The 14,750-nt window shown below is 43.3% G+C and carries 12 protein-coding genes and 2 pseudogenes; 10 read left to right on the top strand and 4 right to left on the bottom strand.

All coding sequences use genetic code 11. The features are described 5' to 3' along the window. Positions 1-277 precede the first annotated feature (277 nt). The 4 genes and pseudogenes from GQS10_RS02050 to GQS10_RS02035 all read left to right on the top strand — a co-directional run. Positions 278-655: pseudogene (locus tag GQS10_RS02050) on the top strand (sigma-70 family RNA polymerase sigma factor); the annotation flags it as partial. 249 nt (positions 656-904) lie between these two features. Next, entirely contained in the window at positions 905-2,422 is a 1,518-nt protein-coding gene (locus GQS10_RS02045; RefSeq protein ID WP_166238500.1) for a recombinase family protein, read from the top strand. 100 nt (positions 2,423-2,522) lie between these two features. Then, the gene (locus GQS10_RS02040) at positions 2,523-3,206 is read left to right on the top strand and encodes a hypothetical protein (protein WP_166238498.1); all 684 of its coding nucleotides are present in this window, start codon (positions 2,523-2,525) and stop codon (positions 3,204-3,206) included. 201 nt (positions 3,207-3,407) lie between these two features. Beyond that, on the top strand, positions 3,408-3,989 hold the full coding sequence (locus GQS10_RS02035; RefSeq protein WP_166238496.1) for a hypothetical protein: 582 nt from the start codon (positions 3,408-3,410) through the stop codon (positions 3,987-3,989). A gap of 48 nt (positions 3,990-4,037) precedes the next feature. On the opposite strand, the gene GQS10_RS02030 is transcribed toward GQS10_RS02035, so the two are convergent. After that, on the bottom strand, positions 4,038-5,795 hold the full coding sequence (locus GQS10_RS02030) for an AAA family ATPase (protein WP_166238494.1): 1,758 nt from the start codon (positions 5,793-5,795) through the stop codon (positions 4,038-4,040). A 289-nt stretch (positions 5,796-6,084) separates the two neighbouring features. On the opposite strand from GQS10_RS02030, the gene GQS10_RS02025 reads away from it, so the two are divergent. After that, entirely contained in the window at positions 6,085-6,645 is a 561-nt protein-coding gene (locus GQS10_RS02025; RefSeq protein ID WP_166238492.1) for a recombinase family protein, read from the top strand. A gap of 292 nt (positions 6,646-6,937) precedes the next feature. Here the strand turns inward: GQS10_RS02025 and GQS10_RS02020 are convergent, their stop codons facing one another. Further along, positions 6,938-7,729, bottom strand: a complete 792-nt coding sequence (locus tag GQS10_RS02020) for a hypothetical protein (RefSeq protein WP_166238490.1) — start codon at positions 7,727-7,729, stop codon at positions 6,938-6,940. Between the two features lie 492 nt (positions 7,730-8,221). On the opposite strand from GQS10_RS02020, the gene GQS10_RS02015 reads away from it, so the two are divergent. The 3 genes from GQS10_RS02015 to GQS10_RS02005 all read left to right on the top strand — a co-directional run bounded on the left by GQS10_RS02015 (position 8,222) and on the right by GQS10_RS02005 (position 10,127). Next, positions 8,222-8,734, top strand: coding sequence for a hypothetical protein (locus tag GQS10_RS02015; protein ID WP_166238488.1), 513 nt, complete (start codon positions 8,222-8,224; stop codon positions 8,732-8,734). Positions 8,735-8,917: 183 nt separating this feature from the next. Beyond that, positions 8,918-9,694: a hypothetical protein gene (locus GQS10_RS02010; protein ID WP_166238486.1), complete on the top strand. Its 777-nt coding sequence runs from the start codon at positions 8,918-8,920 to the stop codon at positions 9,692-9,694. 70 nt (positions 9,695-9,764) lie between these two features. Next, entirely contained in the window at positions 9,765-10,127 is a 363-nt protein-coding gene (locus GQS10_RS02005) for a helix-turn-helix domain-containing protein (protein ID WP_166238484.1), read from the top strand. A 141-nt stretch (positions 10,128-10,268) separates the two neighbouring features. Here GQS10_RS02005 and GQS10_RS02000 read toward each other — a convergent pair whose 3' ends face one another. Then, positions 10,269-10,748 carry a hypothetical protein gene (locus GQS10_RS02000; RefSeq protein ID WP_166238908.1) on the bottom strand — a complete coding sequence of 160 codons (480 nt, stop codon included), beginning with the start codon at positions 10,746-10,748 and terminating at the stop codon, positions 10,269-10,271. Between the two features lie 17 nt (positions 10,749-10,765). Next, positions 10,766-11,776, bottom strand: coding sequence for a DUF3231 family protein (locus GQS10_RS01995; protein ID WP_166238482.1), 1,011 nt, complete (start codon positions 11,774-11,776; stop codon positions 10,766-10,768). A gap of 133 nt (positions 11,777-11,909) precedes the next feature. Between GQS10_RS01995 and GQS10_RS01990 the strand changes: the two are divergent. Both GQS10_RS01990 and GQS10_RS01985 read left to right on the top strand, forming a co-directional pair. Beyond that, a pseudogene (locus tag GQS10_RS01990) lies at positions 11,910-12,284 on the top strand (sigma-70 family RNA polymerase sigma factor); the annotation flags it as partial. A gap of 270 nt (positions 12,285-12,554) precedes the next feature. Next, positions 12,555-14,654, top strand: a complete 2,100-nt coding sequence (locus tag GQS10_RS01985) for a glycosyl hydrolase 115 family protein (protein WP_243734892.1) — start codon at positions 12,555-12,557, stop codon at positions 14,652-14,654. Positions 14,655-14,750: the final 96 nt, after the last annotated feature.

Raw genomic sequence — 14,750 nt, 5'->3', positions numbered from 1 at the left:
TTCACGAGTGATTAGCAAATGTAATGTTACTGGTTTAATCACATCCTTAATAATTTCACTTTGATCCGACATGTTTACGTTGTAAAAAACTGCCCTAGGGACATCCCCTTTTGTATGCGTACAGGCACACATAGGCACTTACCCACATAAACTAAAGTAACGCTTGATGGAACTGCTGGCAATTTTGGACTGCCGGCAGTTTTTATTCGGAGCAGGGAAAGGCTTGCCCCGATGACGGGCGTTTCCTGCTTCCAAACTTCGTGGGGGTGACATAGCTGTGCCTGGTTTTTTTGCGACGATAGCGCTATTCATTAAGGAATTAATGCTTCTGGTTTCGTACGTCAAAAACAACGCATTCCCTCAGCCCTTGACAGAAGAAGAGGAACTGAAACACCTGAAGCAAATGGCGGAAGGGAACCAATGGTCGCGCAATATGCTTATTGAACATAACCTCCGGCTGGTGGCCCATATCGTCAAAAAATTCGATAATACGGGCGAGGATCTGGAGGATCTGATTTCGATCGGGACGATCGGGTTAATTAAAGCGATCGAAAGCTTTTCACCCGATAAAGGGACGAAGCTGGCGACCTTCGCGGCCCGCTGCATTGAAAACGAAATTGTAAGGTCAATCGGGTGCGGTAAAAAATGGAAAAAACGAAAGAAAGGAAATACTAAAAACTTCATACAGCGTCACAAACGCCCCCTACCTTGCGACATTGCCAAACGTACCCAACATGGACAAGGACTTAGGGGGCGTTTTGTATGAGCAGAAGGGAGAAGGATAAGGGCGTTGTTACCGCTAAGCTGTACGCTGTTATCATCGAATCCGATTCGACCGACAAACCCCTAGCTGAATGCTACAACGCAATAAGGGACTTAGTCAGAAAGGAGAAGCGGATAAAGAATGATAGCAATTTACGCAAGGGTATCGACCGAGGAACAAGCTAAGAGCGGGTATTCACTGAAAGACCAAGTTCGCCAATGTCGTGATAAGGCAGGGAACGGAACCAACGTTATCGAATACGTTGACGATGGCTATTCTGGCGAATTTCTCGAACGTCCAGCCCTGTCTAAGCTTCGGAAGGACATTCGGGAAGGATTAGTTGATAAAGTCGTCATTTACGACCCTGACCGTCTGTCTCGTAAGTTAATGAATCAGCTTCTAGTTTCGGAAGAAATCGAAAAACACGCTGAACTAATCTTCGTAAATGGCGACTATCAAAAGACACCTGAAGGTATGCTGTTTTATCAAATGCGCGGAGCTATCGCCGAGTTTGAGAAAGCCAAGATAAACGAAAGGATGTCGCGCGGTCGCCGAGAAAAAGCCAAACAAGGAAAGGTAGTAAAAGACGTGAAAGTATATGGCTACATATTCAATCGAGAAACGGAAGAACTAGAAATCTACGAACCCGAAGCGCGAATCGTCCAGCTTATATTCGACCTCTTTACAGACCCGAAAGGACGAGTAAAAGGTATTAACGGTATAGCCCATTATTTAAGCGATAAACGCGTTCCTACGAAGCGTGGTGGCGTTTGGCATCGGCAAACCGTTCGTCAGATACTTATGAACGAAACTTATACTGGCGTTTTCTATCATAACAAGTGGAACACAGAGGGAATGCTCGGTAACAAGTATCGGGGGAACAAAGAAAAGGTTCCAATGACGTTACGACCGCGTGAAGAATGGATTCCAGTGCAATGTCCAGCAATTATCGAAAGAGAAACGTTCGACTACGCTCAAAAGCTGTTAAAGGAATCGAGAAGACGCTGGGCGGGCAGCCCTAAGCGTGAGTACCTTCTAAGCGGTCTGGTACGTTGTGGGGATTGCGGTAATACGATGCCAGGGCGACGGAGTAAGAATTGGGGCAAATACGTCACTGAATACACTGACGTTAAGAATACAGCGGGCGCTAAGAAACGCGGCTGCGGTAAGCGAATCAAGTGTGAGGAATTAGATAACTTCGTCTGGGAAACGTTCGTCAACCTAATGGTAACGCGCGGAGAAGCAGCCGCAGAAGCCGCTGTCGCGAGTGAGGAAGACGAAAAGGCTTCGTATGAGCAGAACGAACTGGAACGGATTACGGCGGAACTGGAACGCATTAAGGTAGCGCGTCAGCGGTTGATAAAGTTCCTGACGAATAATATGGACGTTGTTGACGAGGACGATGTACGGGAACAGCTAAAGGATTTGAAGGCGAATGAGGAAAGCTTGTTGAAGCAAAAAGACGAAATCATAGCGCTTTTGGAATCGCAACAATATGAGGAAGTTAACGAGGAAATTCTGAACGAGACGATAGAGCAGTATTTAACAGAGGAATCACCGCAATTATTGACTATTGAACGTAAGCAGGAATATCTTCGTAAGGTATTTCGGGAGATACGGGTTTATGAAAGTGGGAAAGTTGAATTTATACGATTATGATGGCTTCTGTTAAAAGCAGGAGCCTTTTTGTATGTTCAGCTGTTTTATATGATAAAATTACATTATATTTTGGTAGATGCTAGTAAAGGGGCAGGTTATCGTGTGGTATTACATAATCTCATTACTTGTTATTGTGGTGATTGGAGTTATTTCCCTGTTTCTAAATATAAGAAGTTTAACCAAAGAACATGAGGAAGGAATTGAATATATCAATACTTATCGTGAGTATTGTGAAAGTATAATGAAACAAAGAGAAGATTATGGACTATATCAGAAGTTGACAATGAACGCTCCTCTCATGCAAGAGAAAGTTGGTTCATTGGGTATAGCGCAACAGTGGATTCCACCATTCTCCCAATTTGCATATAGCAATTTTCAGCTGATTGTGAATCTCTTGCCTGAAATTAGGAGAAAACAAGGTTCGCTAGGCGGCTGGAACAGTTTAATGGACGAAGAGGTAAAAGCGTATATTTCCACGATAGATGAAGTATTATTACGGTATTTAGGCGTGTTGGACAAGCGACATAAATACGCTGTAAATAATATTAAAAATCCGTTCATCTGGCTAAGGGAAGGCGTGCAGTTTTTTGTCCAATTACCTATTTCTGTTTTGTATTGGAGTGGCTTGATTAGATATGCTACTTACAACTTCTTAACTAGAAACTTTTTCATTAAAATTCTTAATCTCTTAATTATAATAATTGGTCTTGCGAGTTCAGTCGTTACTATAGTAACTGGCTACAACCCGTTTATGGATATTTTTGCAAAATGGATAAAGCGATAAAAAGAGACCCGACGTCAGTTAGATTTACGTCGGGTTTCACCGTTCTAAGAGGTGAACAATTTGGTTGGGATATAAAAGACTTGTCTTTATTCTAACGGAAAATGGGTAATTTATACAACAGTTTAGGGCAAAAGTATTGTCCTTCTTGGGTCAGTTTGTTATATTGTTGCCTAAGAAAGGAAAGGAGTTTTACTAGGCTTTATGAGTATTAAACGTACTATTGTTGTTGGTGGAATTGTTGGCAGTTTGGTTTTAGGAGGCATTCTAACCGCATCGTTAAGCGGCGGAGTTGTTGGCGTTTCTTCAACTAATGAACAACAAGCGGAAAGCGTCAAGTCAACGACAGGAAGGATAATCGCTGAAATACACGATTATTATAACGGAGCGGTAGGCTACGGCAATATTAACGTCTATAAGCCGTCATATAAGAAGGACAACGAGACCGTTAAGGAGTACAACGCTGCTTGGAAGACATTTACTGGCGAGGGAACGCGTAACGGCAAATACTTTACGCTGACTAAACAGGTTAACGAAGCGATAGCAGCGACCGATAACGTCACTTTACGGAAAGACCTAGAACTCGCAAATGAGTTGCTATTGTTCGCGAAGAAGGGGCGATCCGCCGACGCACTAATCCAGCTTCATCGTGTATTCCACGACCTTGACGTTCATGTGAATGGCGCTGATGAAGACGTTTATGGCGTTACCTTTACGGGTAGCGGGTCGAACTATATTGACGAGTACCTTGACGAACATTTCGTTTCTAGGGATGTCTTTAATTAAATAATCCATTAAAAAAGAAGCCTGTGTCCGAAACAGGCTTCCCTATTATTATATTGCTTCATCCTCTTTGTTCTTCTCTTCGATTATCCAATGGGGGTCATTACTAAGCCCAGTTGCAGTGACATATTCAATGACCTTTTTATATAATTCATACTGGTCGTTATACTGCGATTTACACGTCTTTAATTCCCCATTTACGCACTTTAGTACATCTAAAAAAGAACTCACATTTTCGTTATCGTTCTCATTGAAATACTTCCACGCTTCATACGGTTTATGTTTATTCCCACCTGACTTCTCCAAGTATTGCCCTTCAAAATTCGGAACCGAAACAAATGATTTTATCCTTAATCCGTTTTTAATACCAACTTTGCATTCGTCATTTATAGAGTTATTTATAGACCACATTCCGTTACGAATATAATGTTCTTTTCTCTTAATATTGGGCGAATCGGAATCATGAATAACATAGTAGTTGACTTTGAAGTGATTCAATATTTTACATACCGTTACAATATTAGCTTTACCAAAACAGTTTATTACATGGAAATCCTCGTTCAAATTAATTGAACCTTTTTGAACCAAGGCGTTAATAACGGAATATTCGGTTTCACCTTCTACAAGTACGATGTTACTAGAGAAGAAAAATTCGTTAAAATGAGGATTACAGAAATTTAGCATTTTAAGATTTTCTCTATCGTCAGGGGAAAAGCCAGCGTTATCGGTAGAAAACGTTCTGACGGTGTGCTCATTAACGTCCTTTTCTAATCGAATTATTGTAGTGTGGTCTTTTGTTAAGTTAACGAATGTTGGGGAGTGTGTGGTCGTAATAACCTGCCAGTTATTCTGTTCAGCGATTGTGTATAGTGATTCGCACGCACTTTTAATTGCACTGGGATGTAGGAAGGCTTCTGGTTCTTCAATTAACAGCATCTTTGGCGTTCCAACTTCGATAGTCTTCTTTTTATTGATTTGGTGGCGTCCAGTATCAGCAAGCATTTTGATTGCAGCCCATAAAAAGGCTCTTTGTAATCCAGTTCCATGATTTGAGAGAGGCGTATTTTCAGAATGGTTTCCAACTCTAATAATTCCACCGCCTGAAATTAACTTCTCAGGTTCAAATTTACCGCTATTCGGTTCAATACGAATTAAATCGTTATCGGGGAATACCCTCTTTAGTTCCTCTGCGACCAAATCACATGACTTGTTTATTTCTTCTTCGATTTCCTTATGTACTGTTTCAGCTAGTGTAGTAATTTGCTTTAATAAGCCTTCAATTTTGCCAGTATCTTTTTCAATATTATTTTTAACGGCCTCGGCGAGTATCTCAACAATTTTCGATTGTAGGGTTAAGGGGTCGTCAAGTGGAGAAATTTTTATAGGAGTAGGTATTCGGCTTGCGAGTATAGAATCAAAACCACCCATACCGCCTTTCTCGAATTGACCTGTTTCAGGGTTGTACGAGTATTTCTCGCCTTTAACATCGGGTGTGTGCCATTTGTACTGTGCCTTAACACAATCTCTGTACCCAAGTTCTCCGTCATTATGAACCCATTTGGAAGAAAACTCACCGTTTACCTCTGAAAAAATTCCAGTTATGACAATCGGATTATCGCTGGATTCCTTATGAAAATCTTTTTTCTGCATAGCGCTACCTTGCGATTGAAAAGCTTCGTATGCAGATAGTATGGTTGATTTGCCAACATTATTTCGTCCCATCAAAACAACGATATTATCGATTTTAATTCTAACTGGACTGCTTCCAATTCCTCTGTAATTCTCTATAACCAATTCAGCTAACTTCACAGATACACCCCCGCTTTTTAATCACAATATAATTTCGACACAAAACGGGAATGTCCTCCAAAAATATCCAATTGCCATTGGAATTATGCCCTTAACTCTTCCGAAAAATTGCGTGTGAATTTTGATACCGTTTTTGCGCTGGCGAGAGACCCCCGTCCCCCCCATATAGGGTACGTTTATTTGACCCCATATCCATAATTCAAAAGTTTTGACACCGTTTAAGCAATGCAGTAAAATCAAGGTATCAAGCGTATTCATAACTAATATTCAAAAGTAAGAGGTGGTTAATATGCGTTACGGTTACGCTAGAGTTAGCACGAAAGGGCAAGATTTAACGGCACAGATTGAAGCGTTAAAAGCTGAAGGTTGCGAGAAGATATTTCACGATAAGATAACGGGAACGTCAACAAACCGACCACAATTCAAAGCACTTCTTTCCTGCTTGAAGGAAGGCGATACTTTGGTCGTTACGAAGTTAGACCGTTTCGCTCGTTCCGCTAAAGATGCTACGAGTATTATCGAGGAATTATTCGCTAAGGGCGTTCGTGTTCACGTTCTGAATATTGGTGTTATCGAGAATACGGCGACAGGCAATCTCATATTTAACATATTTACCGCGTTCGCGCAGTTTGAACGAGATATGATTGTTGAACGGACGCAGGAAGGTAAAGCAATCGCCAAGTTATCGCCTGACTTCCGTGAAGGTCGTCCGAAGAAATTTACGAGTAGGCAAATAGACCACGCTCTTTCATTACTGGAAACGAACAGCTATACACAAGTCGAATCCATGACGGGAATAAGTAAATCAACGTTAATCCGCGAAAGGAAAAAGCAAAGGGAGAACGTGTAAAGCGTCCAAGTGTTTAGGGCGCTTTTTGTATGTCCGATTATGACGCTAAAATAACAGTAGGATAATCACTGCAAAGCCTTGACGTTACTGGTTTTTTCGGTGTCAACGTCAGGTCGCGAAGTTTCGGCAGCTCGGACGCGCAGAAGGCGACTAGCGAACCTTTTTCGACTGTAAGTTGTCGAATATATAAATGTAAAACGCTTGGGGCGTAGTATATTATACTAACGCTATATATCGCACTAACCGACATTAACAATGTCAAGAAACGCTGACATTAAGGCGATAGTCAATGTCAACGAACGCCGACATTGACGGAGCTTACGTCGGTATATCCGACGCTAGAAAAAGGGTTGTAGTCATTTAACTTTTCGCGAATACCGTCTAACAAGCGTTTAACCTTTTGCGGATGATTAACGCCAATACTGTCACCAAGTTCGCGTAAGGAAGCGTCAGGGTTATCTTTCATTGTGTAGAGTAAATCTCGTTCCAGTTCGTTCAAGTCGCCGCAATTCAATATTTCCTCAACGAGTACCCTCGATGTTACACGTTCCTCGACTTCGTTACCGGCTGTTGCGACTTCCTTCGGATTAACCGCGTCAAGCCTAATCGCTTCATTCTCAAATTGCCGTTGCTTGCTTCGTTGTCCAGTTTCACGCCTTACTACGTCGATAGCGCGTAACCTGAAAGCCTTGGATAACGTTTCGTAAAAGAAGTATTCGGGGTTCGTTAATGGGCTGGACGCTAATCGAACTAGTTCCTGAATAAATGCCGATTCAAAGTCATGGCGACTTATCCGATACCCTGAATATTTCCCTTCGTAGAACAGAGCCTTACGCTTAATTTCGTCCTTTAACAGTTGGTATAGTTCGTAGCCATTCCGCGATTCCTGGGCTTCGTTATATGCGTCCTCTACCCGCCAAATAAAGTCGATTTTCTTTTCGGAATATTTGAAGCGCAGCCGTTCGTTAAGGTTGTCGCAAGTCAGTGGGTTAAACGAAATGCTCTTTCCTCGCGCTGATATAAGGCTTTTTCTTATCGTTGGAGATTTAACGGCTAAGTTGCCTTCGATTACTTGTACTGACATAAGATTCCCCCCAATAAATTTCTCTATCTGTATTGGTTAGCGCGGATCGCTCGCTAACCCCTCGCAGTAGTAAGTAATCTAAATGGGGATATAACAAGTACCGTCTCGACAAAGTTAAAAAAATGTTCTTCGATACTTGTACTCTGTCGATTTAGTTTAATTAACGTAATAGCCCGATAAAAACGGGCAGACCAACTTTCACATACCCTTAGTCTGGAAGGTCGTCATTTGACGGTCTTCCTTTTCTCTTTCTGCCTGAAGATTTTATTGGGGGTGAGTGAGATGGACGATGTAAGGATGAATGGGAAAACACTTCGGGTCATACGCTCAATTCTTAATCTAACTCAAGGAGAAATCGGTGGATTCGTTGGAAAGACAAAGCACTCTATTAGTCAGATAGAAAATGGTGTAGTTACAGGTGGATCGTCTACACCGTTGTTAATGAACAAACAAAAGATAATCATTAACAACTAACCTAGGGGGAAAAACGGAATGTTGAAGACCATACTTAAAACAAAACTCGGAATAGCGCTAGTAGCTGGAAGCCTGTTTGTTGGGGGAATAGGTGGAACGGCAGTAAGCGCAGCGGTCGATATTTCGTCAGTTATTCGGAACCTTGCCAATGTAGTAAAAGGGACCGCAATGGAAGAATTTAATGAGCGAGTTGTCAATCGTACACCTAGTGTTTATTATGACAATGCTAAATCGTTGATTGACAAAGAATTGGAAGAAGTCAACACTCTATTAGATTACGAAATGGCGAGAATTAAATCGGCTCTCGACACAGAAGACCAAAATATATATGTGGCAGTCAATAACCAATTCACAGGTATATCCGACGAATTGAAGCCACAGTTGGAGGCCAATCGAAGCGCGGCAGTAGAAAAATATCGAGAGAAATTACAATCCGAAATAAACGCTTATATCGAAGCAAAACAAGCGGAATTTGGGATAGGTAGTACGGAAACAACCGAGGGCGATACAGAACCGCCAACAACGCCATAAACGCGGCTCTTACGCTAGTGGGGAAGCGTAGTAAATAACGGAATTATACACACTTGGGGAAAGCGACGAGGGACGTTAATGCGTCCCTTTTCTAATCCAGTTTTACGGGGGTGTATGCGTTGTTTGCGGAACCTGAACTTTGGATTCGTTCTATGGAAAAGGGTTTGGCTAGTTCTATGCGTATTGTTTGTCTGGTATCAGTACGAGCGCCTTAACGTTGTCCAAGCTTCCGATACATGGTCGCCAAAAACTTATGAGAAAGGGAACCATACGTTGTTCGTGTACCATTCGCCATATACCCAACGATTAAGAACGACCCCTAACTTTGACTTCCGCGCTAACAACGTAGCTGGCGAACTGGAACAAGGTTCGTTATTCTGGCTGTCTGACCCGACCCAATACGAAAAGACAAAGCGAAACGATAACTTTCCAAAGGATAATGTTCGGCGCTATAACTTCTTTCAGGTCGAGACGTTCCTAAACGGAAAGCATGAAAGCTTAGTCGCGCTATCAATTTTTCGGTCGTATCTGATGGACGAGGACGAAGACTTCATTAACGTTCGGCCGATATTAGATAAGGGGTACTTATTTCTACGGTCATCGCCGTTGGTTGATTGGATTTACTGGACGCTAAAGGAAAACGGCTGGAACGGTCGTGATTCGTTTAAGCTTGGCGATTTCTCGTATGTTGACGGAGGGTTCTACGGCACAACGCTGGTACAGGACGTTGACCTATACAATCGAAGAGGTGAAAAGATAGGCAGATTGGAAACGGGAAGCCGCGTATTTGCGACGTGGGACTTGCCATTTACAACGGGGTACAATAACCCTTCCCTTATCCGTATCGTTGGTTACAGCCGCGATAATTCGGCGGAGCGGGTCGAAAAAGTCGGCACGTTTTTTGTTGAAGGGTTAAAAGATAATCAACGAACAATTTCAACTATTCCTGTCACAAAATAACCACCCCAGGCGACATAGTTAGGCGAACAAGGCGGGAAGCCGCCAAAAAAACGATAAGGGGTTGGTTATAATGGCTAAAACTTTAGCGCGGGAAGAATTGTACGACTTTGATGGTGAATGGAAGGAGTTCGAAGATGAAAGATGCCTAGAGCGCGAACGATGGATTGAAGAACAACACGAGAAATGGTTTGACATTGGTTCTGAGTTGATGAATCATCGTTTGTCATTAGGGGTAACGGCAACTCAGGTAGCAGAGAAAATGGGTATTTCTTTATCTAGGTTAAGAAACTTTGAACAAGGATTACCCGTTAAAGAAGCAAAGCTAATCGAAAATGCCTACCGTCTATATTTAGAGAATGTGGTGAAAATAAGGAAATCGCAACTAATTAACGATTTTATACGATTACAAAATATTAGTGATAAATTAATTTAATATAGCCGTTACTAGTGGGGCAAGGAAACTTGTCGGCGGTCAAGAATGCGCGGGCGGAGCTTGCCCTATAAAGTGACGGAATAAATAAACCCACCATAATTACGCTATGGTGGGTTATTTCTATTCAACTATCGCTTTCCGTTAATTCATCGAGCTAGTTCGACGAATTTTTAGCAAAAAATGTCTTATTGCCATTCCCATGCCGAGACCAATAGGAAGAAAGAGAAACGGCAACCACATTGGACCTAACAAAATTCCAAATATCTTTAGCTTCGGGGAGTAAATCACTCCAACTGTTAATAGATATGCCGCAAATACAAAAGGAAGAAAGGAATAAGGGATTTTCACCCCTCCTGCTTCTCGAAAACCATCCCAAACTGCAAACATATACAGGCAAGGATAGAACATTAGCCATTGATAATTAGCTTCCGCAATTGCCTGGTTTATTTCACCGTGGAAACTTAAAATAATGACTTTGTTGAAATTCGCTTGAACGTTTACAAGGAACTCCAAACCAATAAATAGTATGCCTTTTACGTATTTGTGGTTTAAGAGTTGGGCAACTCCCGGAAGGGCAATATTCCACAGCAGTTGCTCTAACATTTTTTGGTTTTCATCCATATTTAGTTTTTCACTTTTTACAATTTGGTTAGTTGCTTTCTCTCTTCCATTTGCGGCGGTTCTTCCATCCACCCGTTCCGAATCATGATTGTCCCGCCTTCATGGGCATATTCGAAGATATCCTTCATAATGATTGCCATTTTAGCTGGCAAGTCGTTACGTAAGCTGAATGCAGTCCCCAAGGAGGTACTGCCCATAGAGAAGCCGCAAAATAGACTGGTGCAATACATCATGATTTTGTCGGAAAATGGAGCGACCGTTGAGCGTGTGGCGTGTCCACCAGACGGAACTGGTACTTGTATATCACTTTGAAGCAGTGTTTCAGTCAGTTCTTTAACAATACTTTTCGCAAGCTCTGCGCCTTTCACGAAGAATTTCTTGACTTCTGTCTCATTTGCACATTGCGCGAATCCGATAATCATCTGCATCCCAGTAGCATTTGATTCGATAGCATGGTGTAGATGTGCGACTTCTACTGTATTCAACGTCCTTTTTTCACTGAATGGATTGATTGCAAGTCCACCCAGATAACTACGGTCCTTAACGAACTCAACAGACTTTGGCATCGACACATAGGGTGGTCGCGCCATCATACCTTTTTCAATCAAATATTGCGTGCATGAATTATATACCGTTTGTGTTATGGAAGTTAGTTCCTTAAATAAAAGGACAATGTCCTCACGGTAGGACATGGTTATATTTAGCGAATGCATTGCCATACTGATTTCTTTGATTAGGCGAACAAACATGATATCGAAACCATTGTCATATAACTTAGGCACATCTTTGTTGACATCTTGGGCAGTGAATCCGACAGGTATTACAGCTCCTTCGGCTTGGAAGATATCCGCAATTCTTTTTGCATATGGGTTAATTTGCTCATATAAATCAACCATAATTTTCTTTGCCTTTTCATCATCGGCTTTCTCGATAAAATATTCCAACATTCGCAAAATCATCGTTTTCTGTTGATACGTAAGCCATAAGGTTCCAACTTCTGAAGAAGTAAGTGACGGTCTTTCAGGCATATGGATTTCCCTCCATGTTTTACTTATAATATGCTTCAAAAACAAAAACCATATGCCCCAAATAAAAAATAACCTTGTCGTATTGAACATTAGCTCATTACTCGAATCTCTTGCGTATAGCACCCCTTTTGACATTAGAATTGAAATTTTGATGCATTTGCGTTCGCTAAAGAAAACTCGCAAGGATGTATCCCTGCACGACCCGATTGGTACGGATAAGGAAGGAAACGAAATTACCTTGATCGATATCCTCGGAACGGAGGCCGACGATGTCGTGGATAAGGTGCAGTTAAAGATCGAGAAGTCGAAGATATACCGGAATCTGGATATTTTGGATGAGCGGGAGCGGGAAGTGGTTGTTGGGCGGTTCGGGCTCGAGGCGGGGGGCGAGGAACGGACGCAGCGAGAAATCGCCAAGGAGCTGGGCATTTCACGCTCTTATGTTTCGCGGATCGAGAAGCGGGCGCTCATGAAGCTGTATCATGAATTTTATAAGCAGAAGCAGTGAGACGGCGGACGGCGGAAGTGAATGGTACTTGATAACATGTTCTCCTTCTCCGGTAATTACGCGAACATGAATAGGGCTTCTTCGTTTTCAAGTTTCGAGAGCTTTGGTCGGTGTAATTCAGACTGAAGCTCTTTTCTTTGTATCCTTCGGACAGGTGCTCAAAAGGGATTTGTCGGCTTTTTGAACATTTGCATCTGTTTTTCCACTACATCCGATGAAGGGATCATGACAAAATCAGGATATAATGTTGTGATGGAAGGATGCTGGGAAATGAATCAAATCGGAGAACACTTCCTGCGATTGAAGGGGCAGGTACGGATACAAATCCCCGATCCATGCACTATGCCGGTTAAGCATGCAATCCAGATGCTGGTGAGGGATATCGAAATGGTTTTGGGCACAAAGCCTGAGCTCGTTACGGTCGGGGAAAAGAAGATTCCGCCTGAGCTTCGGATTCGTCCGGCTGTTGAGCAGGATGGACTGGAGTCACGCCCGGAGGCCTATGGCTTCCGTTTTGGCAAGGCAGGCGATCATTTCTACATGGACATTATTGGCGAAGACGATTTGGGCATACTATACGGAGTACTGGAGTTTAGCAAGACCTTCCTTGACATCCAGCCATTCTGGTTTTGGGCGGACCAAACCATTGCCAGACGGAACGAAATTGAAATTCCTTGTCAGCCTTATGATGCGCCTGCGCCCAAGGTACGGTATCGCGGATGGTTCGTCAACGATGAGGTCTGTTTAATCGGATGGAAAGAGCCGTATCCCCCTTCAAGAGAAGTTTGGGAGCCGGTATTCGAAGCGCTGCTGCGCTGCGGCGGCAATATGGTTATCCCCGGTACGGACCTGCCCCGCCACGGAATTCACTATGATCTTGCTGCCGAAATGGGGCTGTGGGTGACGCATCACCATGCCGAACCGCTGGGAGCGGAGATGTTCCTGCGAGCCTTCCCGGGTAAAAAAGCGAGTTATCATGAAGAACCCGAACGGTTTGAGAGCCTGTGGAAGGAAGCTATTGATAAGCAAAAAGACAGGAAGGTTTTGTGGGTGCTGTCCTTTAGGGGGCAAGGCGATAAGCCGTTCTGGAGCGACGACCCTTCCTTCGATACTTCGGAAAAACGCGGTGCTATGATCAGTAAGGTGATCCGCAGGCAGTATGACATGATCGGCAGTGAAGTGCAAAATCCTGTATACTCCGTCGCTTTATATGGAGAAATAGCCGAATTGTACAAAGGCGGATACATCGAGCTTCCCGATGATGTGATCAAGGTGTGGGCCGATAATGGCTATGGCAAAATGGTATCCCGCAGGCATGGCAATCAAAATTATCGTGTGCCGTCACTCCCTGATGCGAACGACTCCGGTTTGCACGGCTTGTATTATCATGTGACGTTTCATGATTTGCAGGCCTCCAACCATCTTACGATGTTTCCAGGGCCGTCTTCCTTTATGAAAAAGGAGATCGAGGGCGCCTTTGCTGCCGGAGCAAGCGAATATTTGCTGCTCAACTGCGGCAACATCCGTCCCCATGTGTATCCGCTTGATTTGATGCGGGAGCTTTGGATGATGGGTAGTGTCGATGTTGCAAATCATCTTCACCATTTCGTTAGCAGCTATTATGGTTCGGGCAATGCCGAGCTGGAGGAGCTGTACCGCAGCTACTCCGAAGCGGCAATCCGCTATGGACCGCATGCCGACGATTGGGCAGGGGACGAATATTATCATCATCCGGCGCGCAAAATAATAGGCCATTGGCTGCAAGGACTAAGCAAGCAACCGGATTTGAGGCTGGTTTGGGCAGTGGGCGATGTGGATTTTCGCGAACAGGTGAAGCGGTTTGAAGAAAAGCTGGAGCTGGGCGTCCAAACGTGGAGTGCTTGGCTGGAACGATGCGATGAAGTTTTACTAGAGCTTGACCAAGACGATCGGCGCCGAGCGGTCGACCAGCTGCGTTTTCATGGTGCGCTGCATTTATCCGGCTGCCAAGGTTTTTATTGGTTATGCCGTTCCTATATCGAATACTGCGAACAACGTTATCCGCAAGCGTTCGTCTTGGCTTCGGAATCGATGTGGTGTTACCAGAGAGGGCTTGAAGTGCTTCGAAATTCCGAGCGTGGGAAATGGAATCGTTTTTATCAGGCAGACTGGCTCACCAATATTCAAAGTACAGTAAATCATGTAGATACCGTGAGACGTTATCTTCGGATGCACGGCGACAGTCCTGATTTTTTCCTATGGTATAAGGAGTTCCTGATGCCGGAAAGCGAGAAGTATATCTATTTGGAAAATACGCATCGCAATCCCTTGTCCGACGATGAACTGGCGATAAGGCTGAAGAGGTATTTCTTCGGTAATCCTTTATTATAAATAAGCAGAGGCGCTAATCCGGTCAAAAAGCAATAAACTCGGGCCACCCGGGCAAACGGCCTTGAACGTATGGCGCAGTCATGATACGATTACAAT

The organism is Paenibacillus turpanensis, from assembly GCF_011421635.1.
GTDB lineage: Bacteria > Bacillota > Bacilli > Paenibacillales > YIM-B00363 > Paenibacillus_AK > Paenibacillus_AK turpanensis.
Note: the sequence above shows the minus strand (reverse complement) of the source record. Positions and strands in the feature narration are given on the sequence as shown.